General features: G+C 51.9%; 24 protein-coding genes. 10 read left to right on the top strand and 14 right to left on the bottom strand.

Going from position 1 to position 25,205, the window contains the following annotated elements; genetic code table 11:
• Positions 1 to 174 precede the first annotated feature (174 nt).
• From SC127_RS18035 to SC127_RS18015, 5 genes are all read right to left on the bottom strand, one after another.
• Positions 175 to 1,788, bottom strand: coding sequence for a rhodanese homology domain-containing protein (locus tag SC127_RS18035; RefSeq protein WP_332627319.1), 1,614 nt, complete (start codon positions 1,786 to 1,788; stop codon positions 175 to 177).
• A complete protein-coding gene (locus tag SC127_RS18030) occupies positions 1,781 to 2,371 on the bottom strand; it encodes a cysteine dioxygenase (RefSeq protein WP_332627317.1) in 591 nt (196 codons plus the stop codon). Before SC127_RS18030 ends, SC127_RS18035 begins: the two co-directional genes overlap by 8 nt.
• On the bottom strand, positions 2,368 to 3,348 hold the full coding sequence (locus tag SC127_RS18025; RefSeq protein ID WP_332627315.1) for an ABC transporter substrate-binding protein: 981 nt from the start codon (positions 3,346 to 3,348) through the stop codon (positions 2,368 to 2,370). Before SC127_RS18025 ends, SC127_RS18030 begins: the two co-directional genes overlap by 4 nt.
• Positions 3,348 to 4,433 (bottom strand): LLM class flavin-dependent oxidoreductase, encoded by a 1,086-nt coding sequence (locus SC127_RS18020; RefSeq protein WP_332627313.1) that lies wholly within the window; start codon positions 4,431 to 4,433, stop codon positions 3,348 to 3,350. Before SC127_RS18020 ends, SC127_RS18025 begins: the two co-directional genes overlap by 1 nt.
• Positions 4,434 to 4,638: 205 nt before the next feature.
• Complete coding sequence (locus SC127_RS18015) at positions 4,639 to 5,832, bottom strand: NupC/NupG family nucleoside CNT transporter (protein ID WP_243077459.1); 1,194 nt, start codon at positions 5,830 to 5,832, stop codon at positions 4,639 to 4,641.
• A 368-nt stretch (positions 5,833 to 6,200) separates the two neighbouring features.
• On the opposite strand from SC127_RS18015, the gene SC127_RS18010 reads away from it, so the two are divergent.
• Entirely contained in the window at positions 6,201 to 7,442 is a 1,242-nt protein-coding gene (locus tag SC127_RS18010) for an Nramp family divalent metal transporter (protein ID WP_215845981.1), read from the top strand.
• Between the two features lie 52 nt (positions 7,443 to 7,494).
• Here SC127_RS18010 and SC127_RS18005 read toward each other — a convergent pair whose 3' ends face one another.
• Together SC127_RS18005 and mgrA are read right to left on the bottom strand one after the other, a co-directional pair.
• Positions 7,495 to 7,866 carry a DUF2502 domain-containing protein gene (locus tag SC127_RS18005; RefSeq protein WP_243077460.1) on the bottom strand — a complete coding sequence of 124 codons (372 nt, stop codon included), beginning with the start codon at positions 7,864 to 7,866 and terminating at the stop codon, positions 7,495 to 7,497.
• Positions 7,867 to 8,041: 175 nt separating this feature from the next.
• Positions 8,042 to 9,031: an L-glyceraldehyde 3-phosphate reductase gene (gene mgrA / locus SC127_RS18000; protein WP_243077461.1), complete on the bottom strand. Its 990-nt coding sequence runs from the start codon at positions 9,029 to 9,031 to the stop codon at positions 8,042 to 8,044.
• A 218-nt stretch (positions 9,032 to 9,249) separates the two neighbouring features.
• Here mgrA and SC127_RS17995 point away from each other — a divergent pair, with 218 nt between their 5' ends.
• Both SC127_RS17995 and glk read left to right on the top strand, forming a co-directional pair.
• Positions 9,250 to 10,899: a thiamine pyrophosphate-binding protein gene (locus tag SC127_RS17995; RefSeq protein ID WP_332627309.1), complete on the top strand. Its 1,650-nt coding sequence runs from the start codon at positions 9,250 to 9,252 to the stop codon at positions 10,897 to 10,899.
• A gap of 162 nt (positions 10,900 to 11,061) precedes the next feature.
• Positions 11,062 to 12,027 (top strand): glucokinase, encoded by a 966-nt coding sequence (glk, locus tag SC127_RS17990; RefSeq protein WP_215845987.1) that lies wholly within the window; start codon positions 11,062 to 11,064, stop codon positions 12,025 to 12,027.
• A gap of 35 nt (positions 12,028 to 12,062) precedes the next feature.
• Here glk and SC127_RS17985 read toward each other — a convergent pair whose 3' ends face one another.
• On the bottom strand, positions 12,063 to 12,785 hold the full coding sequence (locus tag SC127_RS17985; protein ID WP_215845988.1) for a LytR/AlgR family response regulator transcription factor: 723 nt from the start codon (positions 12,783 to 12,785) through the stop codon (positions 12,063 to 12,065).
• Positions 12,782 to 14,452 (bottom strand): sensor histidine kinase, encoded by a 1,671-nt coding sequence (locus tag SC127_RS17980; RefSeq protein ID WP_332627350.1) that lies wholly within the window; start codon positions 14,450 to 14,452, stop codon positions 12,782 to 12,784. The genes SC127_RS17985 and SC127_RS17980 overlap by 4 nt, the downstream gene beginning before the upstream one ends.
• A 278-nt stretch (positions 14,453 to 14,730) precedes the next feature.
• Here SC127_RS17980 and SC127_RS17975 point away from each other — a divergent pair, with 278 nt between their 5' ends.
• Positions 14,731 to 15,255 (top strand): GNAT family N-acetyltransferase, encoded by a 525-nt coding sequence (locus tag SC127_RS17975; RefSeq protein ID WP_215845990.1) that lies wholly within the window; start codon positions 14,731 to 14,733, stop codon positions 15,253 to 15,255.
• A 118-nt stretch (positions 15,256 to 15,373) separates the two neighbouring features.
• Positions 15,374 to 16,609 carry an alanine transaminase gene (gene alaC, locus SC127_RS17970; RefSeq protein ID WP_215845992.1) on the top strand — a complete coding sequence of 412 codons (1,236 nt, stop codon included), beginning with the start codon at positions 15,374 to 15,376 and terminating at the stop codon, positions 16,607 to 16,609.
• 39 nt (positions 16,610 to 16,648) lie between these two features.
• Here the strand turns inward: alaC and ypdK are convergent, their stop codons facing one another.
• The 3 genes from ypdK to SC127_RS17955 all read right to left on the bottom strand — a co-directional run bounded on the left by ypdK (position 16,649) and on the right by SC127_RS17955 (position 19,559).
• The gene (gene ypdK / locus SC127_RS17965; protein WP_006120362.1) at positions 16,649 to 16,720 is read right to left on the bottom strand and encodes a membrane protein YpdK; all 72 of its coding nucleotides are present in this window, start codon (positions 16,718 to 16,720) and stop codon (positions 16,649 to 16,651) included.
• 202 nt (positions 16,721 to 16,922) lie between these two features.
• Entirely contained in the window at positions 16,923 to 17,951 is a 1,029-nt protein-coding gene (locus tag SC127_RS17960; protein ID WP_243077464.1) for an HlyD family secretion protein, read from the bottom strand.
• Positions 17,952 to 17,957: 6 nt separating this feature from the next.
• Positions 17,958 to 19,559, bottom strand: coding sequence for an MFS transporter (locus SC127_RS17955; RefSeq protein ID WP_332627305.1), 1,602 nt, complete (start codon positions 19,557 to 19,559; stop codon positions 17,958 to 17,960).
• A 151-nt stretch (positions 19,560 to 19,710) separates the two neighbouring features.
• On the opposite strand from SC127_RS17955, the gene SC127_RS17950 reads away from it, so the two are divergent.
• The 4 genes from SC127_RS17950 (at position 19,711) to SC127_RS17935 (ending at position 22,304) form a co-directional block, all read left to right on the top strand.
• Positions 19,711 to 20,496: an IclR family transcriptional regulator gene (locus SC127_RS17950; protein ID WP_243077466.1), complete on the top strand. Its 786-nt coding sequence runs from the start codon at positions 19,711 to 19,713 to the stop codon at positions 20,494 to 20,496.
• A gap of 7 nt (positions 20,497 to 20,503) precedes the next feature.
• Entirely contained in the window at positions 20,504 to 20,956 is a 453-nt protein-coding gene (locus SC127_RS17945) for a universal stress protein (protein WP_215845998.1), read from the top strand.
• 9 nt (positions 20,957 to 20,965) lie between these two features.
• Complete coding sequence (locus SC127_RS17940) at positions 20,966 to 21,769, top strand: hypothetical protein (RefSeq protein ID WP_243077467.1); 804 nt, start codon at positions 20,966 to 20,968, stop codon at positions 21,767 to 21,769.
• 253 nt (positions 21,770 to 22,022) lie between these two features.
• Entirely contained in the window at positions 22,023 to 22,304 is a 282-nt protein-coding gene (locus tag SC127_RS17935) for a hypothetical protein (protein ID WP_215846001.1), read from the top strand.
• A 72-nt stretch (positions 22,305 to 22,376) separates the two neighbouring features.
• On the opposite strand, the gene SC127_RS17930 is transcribed toward SC127_RS17935, so the two are convergent.
• A complete protein-coding gene (locus SC127_RS17930; RefSeq protein WP_215846003.1) occupies positions 22,377 to 22,544 on the bottom strand; it encodes a hypothetical protein in 168 nt (55 codons plus the stop codon).
• A 263-nt stretch (positions 22,545 to 22,807) separates the two neighbouring features.
• Here SC127_RS17930 and SC127_RS17925 point away from each other — a divergent pair, with 263 nt between their 5' ends.
• On the top strand, positions 22,808 to 23,683 hold the full coding sequence (locus SC127_RS17925; protein WP_332627302.1) for an SMP-30/gluconolactonase/LRE family protein: 876 nt from the start codon (positions 22,808 to 22,810) through the stop codon (positions 23,681 to 23,683).
• Between the two features lie 67 nt (positions 23,684 to 23,750).
• Here SC127_RS17925 and SC127_RS17920 read toward each other — a convergent pair whose 3' ends face one another.
• Positions 23,751 to 24,971 (bottom strand): L-lactate MFS transporter, encoded by a 1,221-nt coding sequence (locus tag SC127_RS17920; protein ID WP_215846008.1) that lies wholly within the window; start codon positions 24,969 to 24,971, stop codon positions 23,751 to 23,753.
• Between the last annotated feature and the right edge of the window lie 234 nt (positions 24,972 to 25,205).

Raw genomic sequence — 25,205 nt, 5'->3', positions numbered from 1 at the left:
GGGTATAGCTCAGCTGGGAGAGCGCTTGCATGGCATGCAAGAGGTCAGCGGTTCGATCCCGCTTATCTCCACCAAACATTTAAGCCCTGATTTCTCAGGCATTTCAAAAAATATCTGTAAAAAAGGCGACATTGCTGCCGCCCCTGTTGTGATATCTCTTTTTGCGCCATATCGTTACGCTGGCACACCTTCCTGCTGAACTTTCAATACGCGGAATCCGTGTGTTCCATCACGATCTAACTGCGCAACCAAACCATATTCCCAGTCTAAATAAGCCTGCATAACGGCGGGTTCGATATCGGTGCCTTCATAAGGACGACGATAACGATCAATTGCCGGTGATAACAGGTTTTGCTCACCCGTTTCGGTAGGTAAATTGGCGTTGCGCCATGCCGCGTTTCCGCCTTCCAGTACATAAACAGGTTTACCGGTGAGCGCTGCGACGTGATCTACTGCGTATCCTGCTAGCAGGCTACTGCCGCAGGTTAAAACATAACGATCAGCTGCGGGCAGTGCGCTGCTTCCCTGTTGCTGAAGCGTCGAGCGAAGCAACCAGGCGGCGCCAGGAATATGGCTTTTCACGTGATTAGCGCGGGTAGTGAAATCCAGTACCTGCGTATTGTTCTGCGCTAACCATTCGGAAAGCTGCGTAGGCGAGATAAATTCTGCCGCTGGTGCGGGTGGAACCTGGGGTTGCCAGCCGCCTTGTTGGCTAAAGTCTTGTGCGGTTAATCCATCCAGCACGGCCACTTGCCAGCCCAGTTGCGCTAGCCACGATGCCGTCATATTGGCGCGAACACCTTCATCATCAAGCAGAACAATCCGCGCGCCCCGTACGCTAGCGTAATGATCGGTCTCCTGAATTAGCTGCCCACCAGGCACTGAACGACTGCCGGGCAGGTGACCAGCAGAAAACTCCTCGCCATCACGCACGTCAAACAGATAGGTGGTTGCCTCCTGCTGCCAGCGCGCCAACGCGGATTTATCAAGACGTAAAACGCCTGCCTGATCGGCTACTCGTCGCGCCTGAGCTGCTGCTTGACGTTGCGCAGTATCGCTGGTGGCGCCATAACGTCGTGTTTGAGCGTGATCCAACGATAATCCTGCAAGCTTCCAGCCAATGGTGCCATTACGTAACGCAAATACCGGATTACGAATCCCGGCATTCACCAGTGATTGCGTTCCAATAATGCTGCGCGTTCGGCCAGCGCAATTCACAATCACCGTGGTAGCGGGTGAAGGGGCTAAATCTCGCACGCGCAGCACTAATTCCCCGCCCGGCACGCTTACACCGTCTGGAATACTCATGGTGTGATATTCGTCATAACGGCGAGCATCCAGCACCACCACATCAGCCTTCTCGCGCAGCAGCGCATTGACATCTTCAGCCGCCAGCGAAGGCGTCTGGTTGTGATGCTCAACTAACTCACCAAACGCTTTACTCGGCGAATTGACATCAATAAACAGCTCGCCACCAGCAGCTTTCCAGCCGTCAAGATCGTCTTTTAGCAACGTAATATTGCTGTAGCCCCAACGTGTGACACGTTCTGCCGCCGCCTGGGCTAAGCCCTCGCCATTGTCATAAAGTGTGATGGCTGTATCACGACGAGGGATCCGATCGAGCCATTCCAGTTCCAGTTTGGATAGCGGCAGATTGACGGCAAACAGTGGATGACCTGTGGCATAAAGCGCTTCATCACGCACATCGACTAACGCAATTTCCTGCTGTTGGCGCAGTGCCTGGATAATGTCTGCGGCATCGCGCAGGGGAAAAGTCTGTTCAGCCATGTGAAAGGTCCCAAATATTAGGTAAGTAACGGTTGCTGTAGCCGGAGATAAACGTTTTTTCGCTGCCATCTTCGCGGTAGACCGCTCGCTTCACGGCACCAATGTTTGCGCCATAAACGTGAATGCTGATAGAAACGCGATCGTCGAATGCATTGCTCACGCGATGAATGTCACCCACGCGAGGTGATACGGCTTCAACCTGGCCTGGTTCAAGTCTCACCGGAACGCCTTCTTCCGCCAAACCATGCGGCGTAAGGCAAAAGGATTGTGAAATTTCTGCGCCACGCAGCATGCCAATCAAGCCCCAAACGCGATGATCGTGAATCGGCGTTTGCTGGCCTGGCCCCCAGACAAAACTCACTACTGAAAATCGCTGCTGCGCGTCTGCATGCAGCAAATATTGCTGATAATGTTCAGAATGTGGCTGAGTAAAGGTTTCATCCAGCCAGTCATCCTGTTGCAGCAGCGGACGCAACAGCTCGCTGCCTTTTTCCAGGATTTCTGCCTCCTGCGGCTGGCTATCCAGCAGGGCAGCAAGCTGTGCGACAAAGTCGCGTAAGCGGTGATGTTGTAATTCACTCACGATTTGTCTCCTGCAGCGTGTATGGCAATTTGATTGGCTCCCGCTGACAGGCTGAAGTCAAACGCATCGCTGACATTAACCACGTGTGGCAACACGTCGTAGCGATGGAAGAAATCAGCAGATTTTTGCAGCGTAGGAATGAGTGATTGATCAAAAACCAGCGGTCGAATGCGCGCATCGGCAATCCAACTCTGCGTGATGCGGGTCGGCATATTCAAGGTTTTGCCCAGCACAATGGCAAACTGTTGCGGATGCTTTTCTGCCCAGACCTGCGCTTTCGCCAGGCGCGTGAGTAAGTCCGCAATCGCCTGGCGTTTTTCAGGATTGCTCAGCGCCTCTTTGCGCGCCAGCGCATAGGAATAGCCAGACATCACGCCTTTACCGCCGCCATTGGGTACGCGAACGGTGCCATCAACCTGGGTTGAAGTGGCAATATAGGGCTCCCAAGGTGCCCATGCCGAAACTGCACCGGAGGTCAGCGCGGCACGACCGTCAACCGGGCTCAAAAAGCGCAGCGTAACGTCCGAGGGTTTAAGTCCGGCGCGCTCCAGCAAGCCAAGGATCAAGTAGTGTCCCCATCCGCCACGGTTTACCGCAATCTGCTTGCCCTTGAGATCCTGCAAGCTTTTGATACCCGCATCAGGACGGGTTAGCAGCGCAATGCTGTCGGGATTATTCTGCCAGGCGCCGACCGCTTTTACCGGCGCGCCCGCAGCATAAACAAACAAAAACGGTAAATCGCCGGTAAAGCCAACATCCAGGGCGCCAGCATTCAGCGCTTCCTGCACCGGTGCCCCAGAATCAAAGGCGGTGAGTTTCAATTCATAAGGAAGATTATCCAGCTCGCCAGAGGCTTTAAGCGCGGCGAAGCGATCGCCTTTTACATCGCCTAAGCGTAGTGCCACTTTTTCCGCTGCAAACAGGGGATTCAGACTCAGTGCCAGCGTTAAACCAGCAAAAAGGGCCGCCCGTCGCATCAGGCGCTCCTTCTTTCGCTGCCCAACGCGGCAACTTTTTCGCGGGTTAGCGGAATCAGTTCACGACCATATTCCAATGCGTCATTCAGCGGATCGAAGCCGCGAATTAAGACGCTGTCGATGCCAAGGCGATAGTAATCCAGCAAAGCATCGGAAACCTGATCTGGCGTGCCGACCAGCGCCGTGGAGTTGTAGCCACCGCTTACCAGTTTTGCGATGCCAGTCCACAACACTTTATCGTGACGATCGCCCTGATTAGCGGCATCCAGCAAACGCTGTGCGCCAACGCTTTGTGGTTTTGGCAAGCCAAAGGTATAGCCGCTTTCTGCCAGCTGCAGACGCGCGGTTTCATGGATATGTTCGGCGCGCTCCCAGGCTTCTTTTTCCGTGCTGCCCAGTATCGGTCGAAACGAGATGTTAAATTTAATCTCGCGATGATGTTTTGCAGCAGCAGCGCGCACGCTGCGAACCGTTTCGGCTGCACCCGCCAGCGGTTCGCCCCATAAAGCAAAGACGTCTGCATGGCGTGAAGCGACATCAATCGCTTCATCAGAGGATCCACCAAAGTAAACCGGAAGATGATTCTGCACCGGTTTGATGGCTGAAAACGCCTTTTCAGCCTGATAGAAATGGCCGTCGTGATCGTAAGCTTCACCAGATGTCAGGCTCTGTTTCAGGACACTGAGAAATTCGTCAGTGCGTGCATAGCGTTCGGCTTTGTTGAGGTAATCACCGTCACGACGCTGTTCACTGTCGCTGCCACCGCTAATGATATGCACCGCCAGTCGTCCATCAGTCAGATGATCAAGCGTTGCCAACTTGCGTGCTGCCAGCGTGGGCGAGACAAAGCCGGGGCGATGCGCGAGCAAAAATTTAATGCGTGACGTATTAGCTGCCGCATGAGCGGTGACGAGGAAACCATCGGGTTGATCAGACCAATATCCAACCAGGATACGATCGAATCCAGCCTGCTCATGAGCGCGGGCAAAATCGGCGATATAGTTTTTATCGAACAGCGGTCCGCTGGCAGGAATGATTTCGGAAGCCAGGCGATGGCCAATCATACCGAGAAACTGAATGCTCATTTTTTTCTCCTGATGTTAAGTCATGAAGAAAAATTACGGGCTGAGCGGCACAGGATGGAAATTCGTTATTGTGCAAAGGATTTGCGTTATCTGGCGAAAGGCGGCGTGCGGCGGTGGGAGAACGTTTATAGCGGATATAACCGATGGGAATAACTCAGAAGAAAAGGGCGAGTCAGGCTCGCCCTTTGTCTTTATGAATCGAATTTTATGACCAAGCCAATACCAGGCCGGCAATGGCGGCAGACAACACGCTGACCAGGGTTGAGCCGTACAGCAGCTTCAGGCCGAAGCGCGAAACCACATTACCTTGCTCTTCGTTCAGACCCTTAATGGCACCGGCTACAATCCCGATAGAGGAGAAGTTAGCGAAGGAAACCAGGAACACTGAAAGAATACCTTCTGAGTGCGGCGACAGCTGACCCGCCACTTTCTGCAGATCCATCATTGCCACAAACTCATTGGAAACCAGTTTGGTTGCCATGATGCTGCCCACTTGCAGCGCTTCCCCCGAAGGCACACCCATCATCCAGGCAAACGGGAAGAAGACGTAACCCAACACACCCTGGAAGCTAATGCCGAAGATAAGATCAAACAATGCATTCAGGCCGGAAATCAGGGCGATAAAACCGATCAGCATCGCCGCTACGATAATCGCGACGCGGAAACCGGCGAGGATATATTCGCCCAACATTTCGAAGAAGCTCTGGCCTTTATGTAAATCCTGTAATTGCAGATCTTCTTCGCTGTCTATGCGGTACGGGTTTATCAGCGACAGCACGATAAAGGTGCTGAACATGTTAAGCACCAGCGCGGCCACCACATATTTTGGCTGCAGCATCGTCATGTACGCGCCGACGATTGACATCGACACAGTAGACATGGCTGTTGCTGCCATGGTGTACATGCGGCGTTGTGACATCTTGCCGAGAATATCCTTATAGGCGATGAAGTTTTCTGACTGTCCCAAAATCAGAGAGCTAACGGCGTTAAAGGATTCCAGCTTACCCATACCATTAACCTTTGACAGCACGGTACCGATGCCACGAATAACCCACGGCAGAATGCGGAAGTGCTGAAGAATACCGATCAGCGCAGAGATAAAGACAATCGGGCACAACACATTAAGGAAGAAGAAGGCGAGGCCTTTCTCACTCATGTTGCCAAAAACGAAGTTCGTCCCTTCTGCGGCGTATTTCAACAGATGGTCAAATATCCCGGCAAAACCTTGCACAAATCCAAGACCTGCTTCGGAGTTAAGGAAGAACCACGCCAGCAAGACTTCAATAACCAGAAGCTGAACGATGTAACGAATGCGAATACTTTTACGATCGTGGCTGACCAACAAGGCCAACACGCCGACTACCACCAGTGCTAAAAGAAAATGCAAAACAGGGGACATGTTTGCTCCAAATTTGAGGAGAGTTGTATTTTGCTGCGTATTCTATGTAACGCGTTACTTAAAAACGAGATCTGTTCCACAATATAAGTATTCGCTATCACGCTATTTCTCAGAAAACTCTCACCGATCACGTCTTGTTTACAAAAAGTACACAGCGAATATCCACAAACTTATTGTCTATAATTTGAACCGCGAGTAGAGTGAAACGGTTGTTCACATTTTATCAGGCACTTTCTTTGCCTCAAGGTATAGCAAAGGCTATACTTTATAGCACTATCTATTAGAACAATAATCATAACCAAATTTTAATGGTAAAGGCGGACCCGTAAACTGCACGGGTGAACTTACGTTCAGACAGGATAGAAATTATGTTTGAAAGCCGTGCCGCCGAGCGAGCCGCTCGCGGAGCAAGAAAAGTAAAACTTGCATTGTTAGGGCCCGCTTTTATCGCCGCTATTGGCTATATCGATCCGGGTAACTTTGCGACCAATATTCAGGCTGGTGCTGCCTATGGCTACAAATTGCTGTGGGTGGTGGTCTGGGCCAACATCATGGCGATGTTGATCCAGTTAATGTCAGCCAAGCTGGGCATCGCCACAGGTAAAAACCTGGCGGAGCACATCCGAGATCGCTTTCCCCGGCCTGCAGTCTGGTTTTATTGGGTGCAGGCGGAAATCATCGCCATGGCCACCGATCTGGCTGAATTTATCGGGGCAGCACTCGGCTTCAAATTATTATTAGGCATCTCGCTGATGCAAGGCGCGGTGCTCACCGGTATCGCCACTTTCCTGATATTGATGCTACAAAGCCGTGGGCAAAAACCGCTTGAGCTGGTGATTGGTGGCTTGCTGCTGTTTGTTGCAGCGGCCTATATCGTTGAGCTGTTCTTCTCGCAGCCCAAAGTCAGCGAACTGGTAATGGGGATGGCGCTGCCATCATTACCGACTTCTGATGCGGTATTCCTTGCGGCTGGCGTATTAGGCGCAACCATCATGCCGCACGTTATCTATCTGCATTCAGCCTTAACCCAAGGTGACACGCGCGGCACTAAAGGCGAGCGATATTCCTCAACTAAGTTAGATGTGGCGATTGCCATGACGATTGCCGGCTTTGTGAATCTGGCGATGATGGCGACGGCCGCGGCGGCATTTCACTTCAGCGGCCACAGCGGAATCGCCGATCTCGATCAGGCTTATCTCACGCTGCAACCGTTATTGGGCCATGCCGCAGCCACCGTGTTTGGTTTGAGTCTGGTGGCTGCCGGTCTTTCATCAACCGTGGTGGGAACGTTGGCGGGGCAGGTGGTGATGCAAGGCTTTATCCGCTTCCACATTCCGCTGTGGGTGCGTCGTACCGTGACGATGTTACCCTCATTTATTGTGATTTGGGCCGGCTGGGATCCCACGCGCATTCTGGTATTCAGTCAGGTGCTGCTGAGTTTTGGTATCGCGCTGGCGCTGATTCCGCTGCTGTCATTTACCGGTAATCGCGAAATTATGGGCGATGAGATGGTGAATTCACGTTTGATGCAAAACGCCGGACGTTTAATCGTACTGCTGGTGGTGGCGTTGAATATCTATCTTTTGGTCGGTGAAGTGTTAGGTCTGTAGCCCTTCCGCCAAAACAAAAAAAGCCCGGTTATTGCTAACCGGGCTTTTTTTATTAATGACGATGGTCCCAATGATCGTGATGGTCATGACGATCGTGGCGGTCGTGATGATCACGACGATGCTCATGTTTCCAGCGGCGCTCACGCTCTTTTGCTTGCCAGTGGCGTTCGCGCTCCCTTTCTTGATGGCGACGCCACTCTTCATGTCGCCACCAGCGGCGATCATTATAGGAGTAACGATCGTTCCACCAGCGCGGTTCGCGCCAGCGACCACCGTCCCAAAAGTAACCGCGACGATCGCGATCGCCAAGATGCAGCGTGACGCCAGGCGCCAGGTCGATTGAAGCACTTGTTGCTTGAGCTGTGTGAATCGCCAGCGGCGACAGGCTTGCCAGCAAAGCGGCAAACAGAATTGCACGTTTCATAATTATCTCCTAATCAGTAGCTTGTGACCGCTACCGTGGCGCTATTCTGCCATTTTACTGCCAGCGTATCGTTTAGATTTTGTCTGAATGTTGTAGGGATAATCTTAATTGAGAATTTTCTGGCGGGGAATATGCCCGGTGAAAACCGGGCGAGAAAGCGGTTACACAAGATTTATTACGCTAAAGCAGCTTCAATCGCCGCCAGTTCTGCTTCGCTGAACTGGCGTTGCGCTAACATTTCAACGGCATCGTCAATTTGCGCAGTTTTACTGGCACCAATCAACACTGACGTCACGCTTTCATCACGCAGTACCCAAGCCAACGCCATCTGTGCCAGCTTTTGATCACGTTGCTGCGCCACCACATTCAGCTTACGCACTTTTTCCATTTTCTCATCGGTCAGCTGGTTTTCCTGCAGGAATTTACTGCCGCTGGCAACGCGTGAATCTTCCGGGATGCCTTGCAAATAGCGATCGGTTAACACGCCGCCCGCCAGCGGTGAAAAGGCGATACAGCCAACACCGTTATCTTTCAGCGTGTGCAGTAAACCGTGTTCCGGCGTGCGTTCGAACATCGAATAGCGCGGCTGGTGAATCAGGCATGGCGTGCCGAGATCGCGCAAAATAGCAATGGCTTCAGCCGCGCGATCGGCGGGGTAATTCGAAATAGCGGCATACAGCGCTTTGCCTTGACGCACCACATGATCCAGTGCGCGCATCGTTTCTTCCAGTGGCGTCTCTGGGTCAGGACGGTGGTGATAAAAGATATCGACATATTCCAGCCCCATGCGCTTCAGGCTTTGATCAAGACTGGAAACCAGATATTTGCGTGATCCCCAATCGCCGTAAGGGCCATCCCACATGGTGTAGCCCGCCTTGGTCGAGATAATTAATTCATCACGATAAGGTCGAAAATCTTCGCGCAGGATACGGCCAAAGTTCTCTTCCGCCGAACCCGGTGGCGGGCCGTAATTATTAGCCAGGTCAAAATGGGTGATGCCACGATCAAAAGCATGGCGCAGCAGCGCACGGCTATTATCGACGCGCGTACTGTCGCCAAAGTTATGCCATAACCCCAGCGAAATGGCTGGCAATTTGAGGCCGCTGCGGCCGCTGCGGCGGTATTCCATCTGTTGATAACGATCGGGATGCGGGAAAGAGGTCATACAGCGTTCCTGTCTCAAACGAGATAATGAGCCGAAAGCATAGCAGTGTATACGTTTACACTTAGTCGCAACGCGTCATGGATCTCACATTTACGGAATTATCTGCCATCGTAACGTTAGCTTGCCAACTAATCCCCGGCGATGCGCGTCGAATTTCTCGCTGAATCAGCGTCATGTTGGATACTCAAAAGGACAATCTCCTAAAGGATGATCTGATTATGGCCTCTTTTACCGTTGGTGATTATTTACTGAAACGCCTGCAGGAGATGGGTGTGAACCATCTTTTTGGCGTGCCAGGCGACTACAACCTGCAATTCCTTGATCGCGTCATCAGCCACCCTGAAATAGCCTGGGTTGGCTGCGCCAATGAACTTAATGCGGCCTATGCCGCCGATGGTTACGCACGTTGCAACGGCGCTGCGGCGTTACTGACGACTTTTGGTGTCGGTGAACTCAGCGCCATTAATGGCATTGCGGGGAGCTACGCAGAATACCTGCCGGTGATCCACATTGTTGGCGCGCCTTCCAGCAAGGCACAGCAGCAGGGTGACTGCGTTCACCATTCGTTGGGTGATGGCGACTTTGGCCATTTCATTCGTATGGCGCAGGAAGTCTGCGTTGCCACCGCACAGCTCAGTGCAGAAAACGCCACGGCAGAAATTGATCGGGTCATTATTAGCGCGATGCAGGCAAAGCGGCCGGGATATTTGATGCTGTCGGTGGATGTGGCGCAAATCGACGTTGAACCACCAACCCAGCCGCTGAATTTTACTCTTCAATCCTCACCGCAAGCACGCGTTGATTTCCAGTTGGCTGCGGAAACGTTGTTATCTTCAGCTCAGCGCGTCTCATTGTTAGCCGATTTTTTGGCGTTGCGCTGCCAGCAACAAGCTGCGCTGACTGATCTCCGGGCTGAACGTGCCATTCCTTGCGCCAGTTTGTTGATGGGTAAAGGGGTGCTGGATGAACAACAGCCCGGTTATGTCGGTACCTACGCAGGTAAAGCCAGCGAAGGCAATGTCAGCGCGTTAATTGAGCAGGTTGATGTCACGATCTGCGTTGGCGTGCGTTTTACCGATACCCTGACAGCAGGTTTTACCCAGCAGTTCACCGCTGAAAAGCTGATTGATTTGCAACTTGAAAGCGCCAGTGTGGCGGGACAACACTTCGCGATCGGCATGGATGAAGCGCTTGAAGTACTGCTCACGCTGTTTCAGCGTTATGCATCACGCTGGTCACTTGCGCCAGCGGCTTTACCCTGCATACCCGTTGAAGATGCGGCTTACATCAGCCAAAACGCGTTCTGGCGTGCGATGCAAACATTTATCCAGCCGGGCGACATTATCCTTGCTGATCAAGGCACCGCTGCTTTTGGTGCGGCTGCGTTGCGTTTACCTTTACAGGCGCAATTGCTGGTGCAGCCATTGTGGGGTTCAATCGGCTATACTTTACCGGCAGCTTTTGGCGCACAAACCGCCAAACCTGATCAGCGCGTTATCTTGATTATTGGTGATGGTTCGGCGCAGTTAACCATTCAGGAACTCGGTTCGATGCTGCGTGATAATCAGCAGCCGATCATTTTTCTACTGAACAATGAAGGTTATACCGTTGAGCGTGCAATTCATGGCGCAACACAACGTTACAATGATATCGCCCAGTGGAACTGGACGGCGCTGCCGCAAGCCCTTAGCCTGCACGGCCAGGCGCAGAGTTGGCGCATCAGTGAAACCGTACAGTTACAAGCAGTGATGGCGCGACTTGCCGAGCCGCAGCGGTTGACATTGGTGGAAGTCGTTATGCAGAAAGATGACCTGCCGCCCCTGCTGCGTAAAGTCACGGCGTGCCTGAATCAACGTAACAGCGGATAAGATTCAGAAAGTTGCCGCTGTGCACTGCGTGCTATCGCGGTTAGGCTGTGCATCACCTTGAGTTAGACGCTCACCTTTCCCACCGGTGAGCGTTGTTGTTTTATGGGCAGGATTTTATAGTGTCCTCCAACTCTTAAAGACCCCAAGCGGAGCAACAGAAGAATGACAACCTATGCCTTGGTCGGCGATGTCGGCGGCACAAATGCCCGTCTCGCCTTGTGTGAGGTGGAAAGCGGCAGCATCTCCCAGGCCAAAACATTCTCAACATCAGAATACGACAGCCTCGAAGCCGTCATCCGCCATTATCTTGATGAACAAAAGCAGGATATTAAAGATGGCTGTATTGCCATTGCCTGCCCCATTACCGATGACTGGGTTGAAATGACCAACCACGACTGGGCGTTCTCAACGCGCACGTTAAAAGAGAACATCGGTTTCGAACACCTTGAGATCATTAACGACTTTACCGCGGTATCGATGGCGATCCCGATGTTAAGCGCTGAAAACATGATTCAGTTTGGCGGCAAAGAACCGATCAAAGATAAGCCGATTGCGATTTATGGCGCAGGCACCGGTTTAGGTGTCAGCCATTTAGTCCACGTGGATAAACGTTGGGTTAGCCTGCCGGGCGAGGGCGGCCACGTCGATTTCGCGGCAAACAGTGAAGAAGAAGATCAAATTCTGGAAGTGCTGCGTGAAGAGTTGGGCCACGTTTCAGCCGAGCGCGTGCTCTCGGGCGCTGGCCTGGTGAATCTTTATCGCGCTATCGTGAAAGCGGATCATCGCGTACCGGAAAACCTGAAACCGAAAGATGTCAGCGAACGTGCCCTGGCCGACAGCTGCATTGATTGCCGTCGTGCATTGTCGCTGTTCTGCGTCATCATGGGCCGTTTTGGCGGTAACCTGGCATTGAACCTTGGCACTTTCGGTGGCGTGTATATCGCTGGTGGCATCGTGCCGCGCTTCCTTGAATTTTTCAAAGCGTCTGGCTTCCGCGCCGCGTTTGAAGACAAGGGTCGCTTCCGCGATTACGTTGCGGATATCCCCGTCTACATGATCACCCACGATCAGCCGGGCTTGTTAGGCGCAGGCGCGCATTTGCGTCAGACGCTGGGACGCGAGCTTTAACGTTTTAAAACGGCCTGCGGGCCGTTTTTTTTTCGCTATAAACGCATCAGTTGGCGGAAGGTTTTCACCTTGCTGCGGCTCACCGGCACCTGAAATTCAAGATCGCGCAGTTTCAGCAGATAGGTATTGTTGAACCACGGCTCAATCTCACGAATCTTATTGAGATTCACACAGTAAGAGCGGTGGCAGCGGAAAAACTGTTGCTCGGGCAGGCGGGAACAAAATTCACTGATGTTCATCGACATCACATAGGCTTCGCGTCGGGTATAAACAAACGTCAATTTTTCATGCGCTTCGACGTAATAAATATCATTGACGTCAGTAACGATGATGCGCTCATCCTTTTGCAAATTTACGGTCTGCGAGACATGGGCGGCAGGCGTTTGCGTATGCTGCTGTTGCCAGGTCGCCTCCAGCTTGCTGAGCATAGTGACAATGCGTGATTCGTGATAGGGCTTAAGAATGTAGTCAAAAGCCTCAAGTTCGAACGCCTCCACAGCATGTTCTTTCCAGGCAGTAATAAAAACAATCAACGGTTTATGGGCGAATTGATTAATATTCTTCGCCAGCAACATACCGTCCAGCGACGGGATATTGATGTCGAGAAAGATCACATCAACGCGATGTTGTTGCAGGTATTTCAGGACATCCAGTCCATCATCAAAACAGGCTTCAATGTGAATTTGGCTGTGTTGCTGAATCATCCAGCTTAACTCTTGCTGGGCTAAAAATTCATCTTCAACGATGATCGCTTTCACGCAAGGCTCCCCACCAGTAACTGGCCGTTTTTACTCAAGGTGAAAGAAATTTCTGTGCCGGGTTGGTGGCGCACAAGGGTTAATCCCTGACCGGATAACAGCTTTACGCGGTGATGCACATTAAGCAGGCCAATCTTATTTCCAGGCATCTCATCACGTGCCACTCGCGCTATCACATCGTCACTGATTCCTTGTCCGGTATCGCGCACTGAAATACGTACCCGATCGCCTAAATCCCTGACGCTTAGCGTGACCACACCTTTGCCTTTACAGGGCTGAATACCGTGTACGATGGCATTTTCCACCAGCGGCTGAATCAGCAGGCTCGGCAGCGAAAAGTGCAAATCCTCATCGACGTCATAAATCATGGTGAGCTTGTCACCAAAGCGTGCCTGCTCTATCGCAATGTAATCTTTGACCTGCCACAACTCTTTTTTAATATCGATGATTTCGTCGTCATTAAGCTCAAGGTTGTAACGCAAATAGCGCGAAAGGTTGATCACCAACTGGCGCGCCGTATCGGGATTTAAGCGAATGGAAGAGGAGATTGCGTTCAGTGCGTTAAACAGAAAATGGGGATTTATTTTACTCTGCAAAGCACGCAGTTCCGCTTTATTGGCCATCTCACGTAGCTGTTCGGCGCGTGACACTTCTAATTGCGTAGAGATGATTTGCGACAGGCCAATCGCCATCTCTTTTAACGATCCCGTAATGCGGTGAGCGCGGCGATAGTAGATTTTCAGCGTGCCGGTGACTTTGCCCTTCTCCCACAGTGGGATCACAATCATCGAATGAATGTCTTTGGTTCGATGCGCTTCATCGTTGTTTCTGATGATTATTTTTCCGCTGGCAATGGCCTGTGCAGTGGTGGGGCTGATGTCATCGTCGCCGTGCTGATAGTTTTTTTCGCCATAACCGACATAGGCCAGAATCTGCTGTTTGTTGGTCATTGCCACCGCATCTGCTTTGATATCACGTCGAATAATATCGCAAACTTTACGCAATGATTCGCTGTTAACCTGACGAAACAGCGGCAAGGTTTTATTGGCGATATCCAGCGCCAGCTTGGCCTGCCGTGCGGCAATTGCCTCTTTTTCACCTTCGACGCTTTGCACCAGCAACACGATCAAGCCAATGCTGGAGGCACCTAAAATCATCGGTAGCGCGATTTCAGACACAATCGCTAAACCAACAGATGTGGGGCGCGCCCACAGCACGATCAAAAGCATCGTCAGGCTTTCGCACAGCATGCCGCCAAGAATACCGACGCGCCAGCGATGCTCTTTTAACACCCGACGATTAATGCCGCCAGCCACAACCCCGGCAATGATGCTGGTAATGAGGCAAGGCACCGAGGTCACGCCGTGGATATCGATCAGGAAGCGATGCAAACCCGCGATAATACCGGTGGCGATGCCGACCCAAGGACCAAACAGAATGCCGCCGGCCATCACCGCTATCACGCGGACATTGAGCAGTGAACCGTCTACCTCAACGGCTGACCAGGTGCTGAACAGCGCAAACAGTGAAAAGATGCCGGTGACTGCCACTTTCTCCAGCGGCGTGTGTTCATCTTTTTGCAGCAATTGGCGAAAAAGGCGAGTGCGCGTCAGAAAAAACAGGCAGATCAACATCAACGCGGCACGATCAAACACCGCCAGCAACATCGTGAAGTGGGAAGACACAGGCGACTCTTGGTAGGAAAAGGTGATAGCCATGATAAAAAATGTGATCGCGATCCGCTAGCAGCGATCAACGTTAAGCGCGATGTTTCTTCGCCAGATCAATTTATCTGCTTAAAAATCACAAAAGAGGAAAGGTTGAGTGATAAAAAGGGGATCTGTTTTTCATGTGCGAGACGCTGGTTGTCAATCAACCGGTTTGCTATGTTGCCAGGACAAAGCGTGCCAGTAACCACTAACTCGCCGCGAACGGGAGCAGAGTAATGCACTTAACCACATCCAGATTAATTTTAAGTACGTTGAAGTCTGAAGACTGGCAGCTGTTTCGCGCCGTACATGAAGACCACACCACCATGACGTGGGTGAGTGAAATTCCTGATGAGGCCGACCTGCGCCAGCGTTTTCACGAGCGCCTCGCACCATGGCAAACCACCAGTTTTCACATGTTGTGTCTGGTCGCGCGGCGGCGCGATAACGGTGAAGCTATTGGCCTGTTTGGTTGTAGCCCGGAATGGGCGCCTTATCGTCAGGCGGAAGTGGGCTACATGCTGTTAAGCCGTCATTGCGGCCAGGGTTTTGGCAGTGAAGCGCTGGCGGCGCTATGTGAGTTTTTGCTCAGAGCTGATTTTCACAAACTCAAGGCGATGGTGATTGAGGGCAACTGGCCGTCGCGGCGGATTCTGGAAAAAAACGGTTTTCAGCTTGAAGGTACACTGCGGGATAATTATCTGCTAAACGGTCGTTGGGTAAACGATTGGGTGCTGGGTCGGCTGAATCAGGAAAAATAAAATAATTTTCTGCGGCTCTCGACAAACTTGTTATCGCCACGTTATGTTCTTGTTCAGGTCACCGCAGTGACCAGCGTCGCTCGGACGGTCCGGGCGCTAACGTAATCCAGAGGACTCCATGGCTGATAACAGCACACCCCGTCGTTTCTCGCGTATCGAACGTTTACCTCCGTATGTTTTCAATATCACTGCCGAACTGAAGATGGCTGCGCGTCGACGCGGCGAAGATATTATCGACTTTTCGATGGGAAATCCTGACGGCCCAACGCCGCCCCATATCGTGGAAAAGCTGTGTCAGGTTGCCCAGCGAGACGACACGCATGGCTATTCAACGTCCAAAGGCATACCACGCCTGCGTCGCGCCATTTCGCGCTGGTACGCCGAGCGTTACGAGGTTGAAATCGATCCAGAATCGGAGGCCATTGTCACCATCGGTTCGAAGGAAGGTCTGGCGCATCTGATGCTGGCTACCCTCGATCACGGCGATACCGTGCTGGTGCCAAATCCCAGCTATCCGATTCATATCTATGGTGCGGTGATTGCGGGTGCGCAGGTGCGTTCTGTTCCACTGGTGGCGGGCGTTGATTTCTTCAACGAACTGGAACGCGCCATCCGTGAAAGCTATCCCAAACCCAAGATGATGGTGCTGGGCTTCCCGTCCAATCCCACCGCACAGTGCGTGGAACTCGATTTCTTCGAGCGCGTCATTGCGCTGGCTAAACAGTACAACGTGCTGGTGATTCACGATCTTGCCTACGCTGACATCGTCTATGACGGTTGGAAAGCGCCGTCGATTATGCAGGTGCCCGGCGCCCGCGACGTGGCGGTAGAGTTCTTTACCTTGTCAAAAAGTTACAATATGGCGGGCTGGCGAATCGGTTTCATGGTTGGCAACAAAGAGCTGGTTTCAGCGCTGGCGCGGATAAAAAGTTACCACGATTACGGTACCTTCACGCCGCTACAGGTTGCTGCCATTGCGGCGCTGGAAGGCGATCAGCAATGCGTGCGCGATATTGCCGAGCAGTATAAACGTCGACGTGATGTGCTGGTAAAAGGGCTGCACGAGGCGGGCTGGATGGTCGATAATCCAAAAGCTTCAATGTACGTTTGGGCCAAGATTCCCGATCACTATGCGCATCTGGGTTCGCTGGAGTTTGCTAAACATCTGCTGCAAGAAGCGAAAGTTTGCGTCTCGCCGGGCATCGGTTTTGGTGATTACGGCGATACCCATGTGCGATTTGCTCTGATTGAGAACAGCGATCGTATTCGGCAGGCGGTGCGGGGAATTAAAGCGATGTTTCGCGCCGATGGCATTCTGCCGGGCAGCGTAAAAAGTCTGGAAGAAGAGGCGTAAAAGCCAACTGGGGCGACAGCGATGTCGCCCCCTGCGGCGTTACAGCATCAGCACAAAAGTGCCAACCCACAGCAACACGAAAAACGAAATTCCCATCAAGGCATATTTCACAAAACAACTCCTCTGAGCGGTTACGATGATGGCGATCCCCGGCCAGCGCAACGCGAACAGATTGAGAACAAGGTCTCCGCTTACTACCACGAAACGCTTTTTCTCGGGTCGATCTGAGCAACTCAGAACAGGATCGGGCGCTAATTTACGCGGATTCAGTCGTAAATGAAATAGGGTGATACTGAGATATTACTCACAAAATTTAACGCACCTGAATTTCAGGGATCGCGGACATGCCTACCCGTAATTGCGCCAGATTTTGCTGCTCGCTATCCAGCACAATTTTCACTGGCAGGCGTTGAACGACTTTAGTGTAGTTACCTGTTGCGTTGTCGGGAGAGATGGCAGAAAAGGTGGCGCCGGTGGCTGGAGCAATGCTGTCAACGCGGCCTACAAAGGTTTTACCGGGTAGCGCATCCACTGTCACGTTAACGCGCTGACCTGGCCGGACATCCGCTAATTGCGTCTCAAGATAGTTGGCGGTGATGTAAGTTTGCTGCAGCGGGACGACCGCCAGCAGGCGAGTGCCGGCAGAAACGTAGGCACCCAAACGCACGGATCGTTGACCCACCATACCCGACACGGGCGCAGTGATGCGCGTGTAAGAGAGATTAAGTCGCGCCTGATCAACGCTGGCTTTAGCCGCTGCGACATCGGCTTCTGCCGAACCCACTGCTGCCTGTAACACGCCCACTTCTTTCATTGCTGAGGCTAATGCCGCCTGACTTTGGCGCACCGCCGCCTGTGCTGAGCGCTGGGTCGAACTGGCTTTTTGCTGATCATCAGCCGCCACAGTGCCGCTTTTATACAGGCGATTGTAGCGATCGGCACTTTGTCCGGCGTATTGCGCAGATGCCTGGCTGGCCGCAACGCTGGCTTTTTGCTGATCAATCACTGATTGCTGCTGTTCTAGCTGCGCCTGACTGCTGAGCAGTTTGGCCTGGCTCACTTGCAAATCTGCTGCGGCACTTTCCAGTGCCACGCGATAATCTCGATCGTCCAGCGTTGCCAACACGTCGCCCGCTTTTACCTGCTGGTTATCCTGCACATTTACACTGGCGATATAGCCGGACACTTTTGGCGCAACTAACGTGTAGTCGGCATTGACGTAAGCATCATTGGTGCGGTGATCGTTGTCGGTCATCGCAGACCAGACAAAAAAGGCCATGACCAGTAAAACCAGCAATAGCAGGCTCAGCAGCACAGTTTTTCTCATTACTAAAGCACGCATATTCAATTATCTCGACGTCGGTGATACGGGTTGAATCAAAGTTTGTGGCGGCCAGACGCGCTTCGGCACAATGGCTGTCAATAAAAGCAGGAAGGCGGCAAAGCCAATCAGCAGCAGCCAGGTATCGCTAAGACTCAATACCAGCGCCTGATGCTTTATTAATGTTGCAAAACCACTGAGGTTTTCGGTCGCGCTAACGCTGCCGTCAGGCAACAGCGGATGGCTACTGTTAGCCTGGCTACTCTCTGATGCGGTCATTAACCACGAACGGTTGGCCGCGTTGTTGATCAAAATATTGGAGTGAAACTGCTCACGGTGGCTAACAAACCAGCTCACTAACGTTGATGCCGCAATGCTGGAAAAACCACGCACGGTATTAAACATTGCTGAGGCAAAAGGCCCCTCCGGCGGTGCGACCACGCTGGTCGCGGTCATCAATATCGGCAAGATCACCATCGGCTGTCCGAAAGCTTGCAGGATTTGAATCAGCCAAAAGTTTTCTCGCGCCCAGTCGCTGGTGATCTGCATCCCCAAAAGAGAGGAAGTCACTAAACATCCCAGTCCCGCCGCCAGCATCCAGCGACAGTCAATCCAGCGAATATTGAGCAACGCCGCAATCAGTGGGGCGATGAGCAACTGCGGCAGGCCGATGGTTAACGCCAGCGGTGCAAACTGCACAGTACGGAAACCTTCAACCTGAGCAAAGTAAGCGGAAGGCAGGGCAGATCCTGAAAGCGAAACGATCAATACGCCTGCCAGCGCCAGTAATCCATGTGTCAGATTACGGCGTTGCAGCATCTGTAACTTAAACAGGGGCAGCGGATGAAACCATTCGTTAATCAGGAACACCACAAACAGCGGCAGCGCGGTCAGCAGCATGCCGGCAATTAACGGCGAATCGAGCCAGTCGAGGCGTTCGCCTTGAGTGAGCACCAGGATCAGCAGTGACATGGCGCTGCAACCGGTGAGCATGCCAAACAGATCAATCTGCTTAAAACGTTCAATACGCAGGGGATCCTGTGGCAATCCGTAGCCAATCAATACCATTGCGATAAGCATCGCGGGCACGACTTGCCAGAACACAAACATCCAGCTGACATCATCGGTCCAGAACGCTGCCAACGATGCGGCCATATTAGGGCCAAACGTCGCGGTTAAGGCATAAGCACCAAGACCATACAGTTTTAGCGGTGGCGGCAGAAAGCGCAACGCAACGGTCATCAGCATCGGCGGCAGCGCACCGCCAAATAAACCCTGTAATACGCGTAAACCGATAAACATTGCCGGGGTTGGCATCAATGGCAGCAGAATGCCGGTCAGCATAAAACCCGCCGCCACCGTTAATGTGAAGCGGCGTAGCGAGAAGGTAACGGCAAACCAAGGCGCGATCATCATCGCCGCCACTTCGGCGGCCTGATAAGCAGAAATTATCCAGCTACTTTGATCGTAGCTGATGCCGATAGCCGCACGAATATCAGCTAAAGCGATATCGGTAACGCGATCGTTTAATCCCGAGGTCAGTGCAGCAATTAATACGCCGATCAAACCCAGCGCAAGGCGCAGAGTAAAAGGATGGGGCGCCGGCGCGGGGGCTGGCTTGACGGTCATAGCAGGTGATCTCTTGTTTTTATGATGCAGTGTATTGCGATGTGATACAGGTCGTAATCTTACATCCCGATATGCTGTATTGCAATGTGGTACAGGCTGTAAAAAGTGTTTTTTTCGCGTTACAGTAGGGCAGCTCAAACAGGACGACGCTATGGCTCAACTTCCATCCAGCCGCGAGGATGAAAAAACCGGTGGTATTCAGGTTATCGCTCGCGCAGCAAAAATCTTAAACGCCTTGGGAGAACACCCAGGCGGCATGAGCTTGGGAGAAATCGCGCAGGCGGTTGATTTACCCCGCTCAACGGTACAACGCATTGTTGCGGCGCTCGACAGTGCGCAATTGGTACGCAGTACCGGCGCAGGGGGTTTGCGACTTGGCCCGGCGCTGCTCAAACTTATTTCAAGCGTGCACACCGATGTGGTGGATTTAGCGAAGCCGCTGCTGGAAAAATTGTGCGCCGACATCAACGAAACCGTTTCACTGGCGCGCGCCAGCGGCACGCAATTGGCTATCGTGCATTATGTGGTGGCAACGCGTGAACTGCGCGTAGTGCCGCGTATAGGGTTGAATCTTCCGCTTTACAGTACGTCTGGTGGTCGGGCATTGCTGGCGTTAGAAAGCGATGAAGATGTGCGGGTTATGGTGGGTGAAGCTTACCGTGAACTCACTGAAATGACGGTGAAAACCCTGCCTCAATTGCTTGAACGAATCGCGGAAGTACGTGAAACCGGCATCTCTTACGATCGGGGTGAAACGCTGGAAGGCATCTCCACCATGGCGGTGGCGCTAGATACGCTGTTTGGCCGTTTCTCTGTCTCTTTACTGGTACCGACTGCACGATTTCTTAAGCACGAAGCTCGCTATCGTGAAGAAATACTCAAGTGCAAAGACGCGCTGGTGCGCGAAATTGGCAAAATCGCCGCTGTAGAAGGATAACCCTTTGATGAAAACCTTGTTAATGGCCATTGATAATTCGCCGGTCTCTGAAAAAGTTATTTCGTTGGCCACTGATGAAGCGCTGGCGCATAACGCGCAGGTTGTGGTGCTGTGCTGCATTGACCCATCTTATTCCTCTTGCAACCAACCGATTGAGATTGATGCAGGTGAAGATCCCGCTGATTTCCTTGCCGCGCAAGATGAGCAAAACAGTGCCGAGATGGTGGTGCGCCGTGCATTGGCATTACTGTTACGTGCTGGCGTAAATGCGCGCGGAATGATCCTGGCGGGCGAAGCGGCTGATACCATCATTGCCCAGTCGGAACAGCTTCAAACCAGCATGATTATTATGGGTCGTCGCCATCTTTCATCCTTTAATCGCTTACTGAAAGGATCGGTGAGTGCTTCTGTGATTGAACGAGCCCATTGCCCGGTTTTAATTGACGTTCGTAAGGACTAACTTTTCCGCATGACCTCTCTGTTCATCATTACGCTGGTGGCTTTTGCACTGCTGGCGTTGATTATCATCGTGCTGATAAAAACGACGCGACTGCGAGCCTGGCAAGGTGTCCTTATTTTTGTTTTTCCGCTGCTCCTGGCGAATTTACTCTGGTTCAGTTGGGTACAACCCAAGCAGCAGCAAGCGCAGCAGCGCGAAAAAGCGGTGCTGCTGCTGTCACAAACGCCCGGTTATCGCGTTTTACAACAGCAGGAACCTGCGCTGTGGCAATTGCTGGTACAGGAGTTCCTGCACAAAACCCGTGCGGGTGAATCACCGCAGCAGGCGATTGGCGAACTGCGTGGTTGGCTGGCGGATGTCATTAATCAGCGTTTGATGCGCGCATCAGATAAAGCCGTCGTAAATTATATCGGTGTTTCAGTGCAGGAGATGCAGGCGCTGAACCAGCGCGATCCGCAGCTCTGCTTTCGCTATCTTTATCCGCAAGTTAGCGGCGGTGTGAATGTTGAGAAAACCCTTTCTGCCGAGTTGAATAAACTGGACGCGCAGGCGATGGAACAGCTGTTGCTTGCCAGCACTGGCGCGGAACAGCCAATGGATAAAGTCACAGCCCAGCGGGATCTGCAAAATATCGTGGCACATCTCTATAAAAAATGGGGAGATAAGCTGCAGCAATTGAACATGCCAGCCGATACCGCTGTAGATCGTTCATCAATGTGCGTGATGTCGATCGATCTTTATAGCGCGATTCTCGCATTACCTGACAAGCAAGCGGCCAATTTGCTTCGTAGAATGATTGCACTTTCCGGCTAGCAGGCAAAAAAAAGCCCGCTCAGCGCGGGCTAGAAAGGTCAAGATGAGTTTTTCTTCTGGATTTTACCTGGTGTGGTACAGACTTCGTTTTGTCTGAATGCATCTTGTCACGCCGTTGATGATAGATATAGCCGTTTAATCTTATTGATTTAATCGGTGAAATCTCGTGATATTGAAAGAATTCGCGCATTAATCCTATGGATGCGTCTGCTGTAGCGGCTTACACTGCGCGGCAATGTGAGGACATGAAAAAATGAATAAATTATTAACCGGCGCACTGGCGCTTATTCTGTTGAGCGGTTGTACTGCCAACAAACCGGGAGCATTTGAACGCATTGATGAAGATACCCGTTCAAATACAGTGCAATATCGTTTTGATCCAGAGAAAGTTAATAAAGACGCGCTGGACATTGATCTGGCGGAATATTGCAATAAGAAAGGATTTGATAAAGTTGAATCTTTACCGGCGCAGGATAGCCATATTCCAGGTCTGAAGAAGGCTTGGTATCAATGTAATTATGCGGTGAAGAGTTAATAAAATAAGGGCGGGATACATTGTCCCGCCCTGATCTTGTTTTTATTTTATGCTGTGTGAAATCTTTGCCCGTTAGCGGCGATGATACCCGCCATGGTTATTGCCATGATAACCGCCGTGATGCCCTCCGTGATAACCTCCGCCTCCATGATATCCGCCGCCGTGTCGCGGTCCAATGATACAGCCGCTAAGTAAAGTAATTAGCGCAAACACCGAAGCGACTTTAATAATATTTTTCATGGAAAGTTCTCCTCTTTTCCGATGACTACGACACTACGCCGGAAAAATGGAGTGAAGATGCACAAAATGTAGAGTTATTTAGAGAGATATTTCGGAGTATTACAAAGTGCGGTTTTTTGCAGCAAGAAAATATAATCCAATCAGAATTCACTGAATAGAAAATACTATCGGCGAGAATAGTCCTAAAATCAAGAGAAAATAATTCTCATTCCGGGCGAAATTGCCGCTACATTATTATCAGGTTATCTGATTGGGAGAGAGCAATGCCACATACAGTTAAAACAGCGTTAGCTTTACAAGCTGAATTAGGCGAATGCCCGTTGTGGTCAGTCAAGGAGCAGGTTTTATGGTGCGTTGACATTTTGGCACCCGCTATCCACTGCTTTGATCCACGCAGTGGTGAAGTGAAGACCTTTCCGCAGGTTGAAGAAGTGGGATGCATTGGCTTACGGGAAGAGGGCGGCTTGATTGCAGCGCTTCGTAGCGGTGTGTGGTTGCTGGATGCGCAAGGCAAGCCACAGCGCAAAGTGGCAGACAATCCGGGCATTGCGGCGAAAAGCCGTTTCAACGACGGACGCGTCGATCCCTGGGGCAACTTTTGGTGTGGCAGTCTTTGGGAACCACAAGACAAAAACGGTGGCCTGCTGTGCCGAGTCAATTCAGCGTTGGAACTGGAAGTAAAAGCGCGTGACATAAAAATCTCAAACGGCCTGGCTTTTTCCGCCGATCGCCGCTGGATGTATCACAGCGATACGCCGAACGAGGTGTTATATCGCTATCCGTTGAATGAGAGCGGCGAACCGGGCGAACGCGAACTCTTCCGCCGTTTTGATGCAAAAGGCGGTTTGCCCGATGGCGCCGCGGTCGACAGTGAAGGCTTTTACTGGTCTGCGCAATTTGATGGCGGGCGCGTAGTGCGTATCGATCCCAACAGCGCAGAGATTGTTGATGAAATCGTCCTGCCAGTGAAATGGCCCACCATGGTGGCGTTCGGAGGCGCGGATTTGAAGACGCTCTATATCACCAGTTCACGTGAAGATCGTACCGAGGAAGAGCTGGCACGCTACCCGCTATCAGGCGACATTTTTTCGGTGGAGCTTGATATTGCAGGTCTTGCTGAGCCGCTGTTTCGCGGCTAAAACGAAAAAGGGCTGCAACGCATGCAGCCCTTTTTTCAGCGCTATTGTGCCGCAGGGTATGTGCGGATCAGTTGCGCTGTAACAGCTGCTTGCCGGGGGCATCACGCTGCGGTAGACGAACGGTCAATGACAAAAACAGTGAGATCACTAATAACGTCATAATCAAGCTGAAGGTGACAGTGAATCCACCGAACAGCGAAGCCACCAGCGATCCCATCACGCTACCAATACCAAAGCCGAGATAAATTAATCCGTAGTTTTTGGTCAAATTATTCAGGCCAAAGAAATCACTGACCAATGACGGAAACACGGTAATCGTGCCGCCGAAACTAAAGGCGACACAGGCGACTGATAAGAAGAAGGTGGTTTCATTCATCTGGGTGAAGAGCAATACGCTCATACCGGTCAGTGACACAATCTGCGCCAGTGAAATGACGCGAATACGCGCCATCTTATCTGACAACACGCCGAGGATTAAACGGCCGCTGAGGTTAGCAATCGCAATCACCGTTACCGCGTTTGCAGCAGTTTGCGTTGTCAAATGCACCAAGCCTTCACCAATATCTTTCGCCACCCCGATAACGTACAAACCGCTCATGCAGGCAGTCAGGAACATCAACGCCAACATCCAGTACTGCGGTAAACGTACTGATTGCGCCAGCGTGTAATCACGTGTCCGTTCGCGAATGGCATTCGCTGCGCTTTGTTGTGGTGCTTCACGCATCATCAAGGCACCGATGATAATCATCGACATCGCCAGCAGACCCCAAATAATGAAGGTTTGCTCCAGACCAAAGCGTGTGAGCAGCGCGCCACAGATGAATTTGAAACCCAGGCTTCCCAAACCATATGCACCAATCGCACAGGCTGAAATCATGCCTTTCCGCTCAGGAAACCACTTAACGCAGTTCGATAATGTCATCAGATAACCCGCGCCATCCGCCAGACCCACTAAAATACCGGCGCTGAGATAGAGCATCATCAGGTTGTCCGCATGGGCTGTCAGCCAAAAGCCCAGCGCCATTAAAATGCCCGCGCCAATCGTCACGTTACGTACGCCAAACAGTTCCTGCAATTTACCCGCCAACGACGACGCGACAGCCAGACCCAGGCTGAGCAGTCCAAACGAGAACGCCACCTGACTGACTGAGGCATCCAGTTTTTGTGATAACTGCCCGTTGAATAAACTCCAGGTGTAAACCGAACCCAGTGCAAACTGCGTAATCACGGTGCCGATCAGGGTAAGCCAGCGCGTACGCTGGTAAGACGCTTGTTGAGTCTGATTCATGACTTATCTCTCCCGCCTGGGAATCTGGAAACTGCATTCAGGTTACTTCAGGCTTTCGCGCGCAGGAGAAACAACGGAATGAACGCAACGGTAAACGGAATGAAATGCCACTAAGCGGGTATGAACGGTTTGTCCCGCCAGATGTAACCGAAGCGGCAAAGTAATAAGTAACGGTAATTAGCCGTAAGATAATGTTTCAATCAGCGCGTTGCGAAAGCAAGTTTGTAGTTTTTT

The organism is Pantoea sp. T14 (genome assembly GCF_036663535.1).
In the GTDB taxonomy this organism is placed as follows: domain Bacteria; phylum Pseudomonadota; class Gammaproteobacteria; order Enterobacterales; family Enterobacteriaceae; genus Pantoea; species Pantoea phytostimulans.
The sequence above is the reverse complement of the archived record's forward strand: the minus strand, read 5'-3'. Positions and strand labels throughout refer to the sequence as shown.

Excerpts from the sequence above, each read along its gene's own strand:
- SC127_RS18005 (WP_243077460.1), bottom strand. The coding sequence starts at position 7,866 with ATGAAACGTGCAATTCTGTTTGCCGCTTTGCTGGCAAGCCTGTCGCCG.
- SC127_RS17945 (WP_215845998.1), top strand. The coding sequence starts at position 20,504 with ATGAAAACCTTGTTAATGGCCATTGATAATTCGCCGGTCTCTGAAAAA.
- alaC (WP_215845992.1), top strand. The coding sequence starts at position 15,374 with ATGGCTGATAACAGCACACCCCGTCGTTTCTCGCGTATCGAACGTTTA.
- SC127_RS17980 (WP_332627350.1), bottom strand. The coding sequence starts at position 14,452 with ATGTTGCTGGCGGTGTTTGATCGTGCCGCGTTGATGTTGATCTGCCTG.
- SC127_RS18015 (WP_243077459.1), bottom strand. The coding sequence starts at position 5,832 with ATGTCCCCTGTTTTGCATTTTCTTTTAGCACTGGTGGTAGTCGGCGTG.
- SC127_RS17920 (WP_215846008.1), bottom strand. The coding sequence starts at position 24,971 with ATGAATCAGACTCAACAAGCGTCTTACCAGCGTACGCGCTGGCTTACC.
- SC127_RS17925 (WP_332627302.1), top strand. The coding sequence starts at position 22,808 with ATGCCACATACAGTTAAAACAGCGTTAGCTTTACAAGCTGAATTAGGC.
- mgrA (WP_243077461.1), bottom strand. The coding sequence starts at position 9,031 with ATGACCTCTTTCCCGCATCCCGATCGTTATCAACAGATGGAATACCGC.
- SC127_RS17955 (WP_332627305.1), bottom strand. The coding sequence starts at position 19,559 with ATGACCGTCAAGCCAGCCCCCGCGCCGGCGCCCCATCCTTTTACTCTG.
- SC127_RS17940 (WP_243077467.1), top strand. The coding sequence starts at position 20,966 with ATGACCTCTCTGTTCATCATTACGCTGGTGGCTTTTGCACTGCTGGCG.
- glk (WP_215845987.1), top strand. The coding sequence starts at position 11,062 with ATGACAACCTATGCCTTGGTCGGCGATGTCGGCGGCACAAATGCCCGT.
- SC127_RS17975 (WP_215845990.1), top strand. The coding sequence starts at position 14,731 with ATGCACTTAACCACATCCAGATTAATTTTAAGTACGTTGAAGTCTGAA.
- SC127_RS17960 (WP_243077464.1), bottom strand. The coding sequence starts at position 17,951 with ATGCGTGCTTTAGTAATGAGAAAAACTGTGCTGCTGAGCCTGCTATTG.
- SC127_RS18020 (WP_332627313.1), bottom strand. The coding sequence starts at position 4,433 with ATGAGCATTCAGTTTCTCGGTATGATTGGCCATCGCCTGGCTTCCGAA.
- SC127_RS17935 (WP_215846001.1), top strand. The coding sequence starts at position 22,023 with ATGAATAAATTATTAACCGGCGCACTGGCGCTTATTCTGTTGAGCGGT.
- SC127_RS18010 (WP_215845981.1), top strand. The coding sequence starts at position 6,201 with ATGTTTGAAAGCCGTGCCGCCGAGCGAGCCGCTCGCGGAGCAAGAAAA.
- SC127_RS17995 (WP_332627309.1), top strand. The coding sequence starts at position 9,250 with ATGGCCTCTTTTACCGTTGGTGATTATTTACTGAAACGCCTGCAGGAG.
- SC127_RS18035 (WP_332627319.1), bottom strand. The coding sequence starts at position 1,788 with ATGGCTGAACAGACTTTTCCCCTGCGCGATGCCGCAGACATTATCCAG.
- SC127_RS17930 (WP_215846003.1), bottom strand. The coding sequence starts at position 22,544 with ATGAAAAATATTATTAAAGTCGCTTCGGTGTTTGCGCTAATTACTTTA.
- SC127_RS17950 (WP_243077466.1), top strand. The coding sequence starts at position 19,711 with ATGGCTCAACTTCCATCCAGCCGCGAGGATGAAAAAACCGGTGGTATT.
- SC127_RS18025 (WP_332627315.1), bottom strand. The coding sequence starts at position 3,348 with ATGCGACGGGCGGCCCTTTTTGCTGGTTTAACGCTGGCACTGAGTCTG.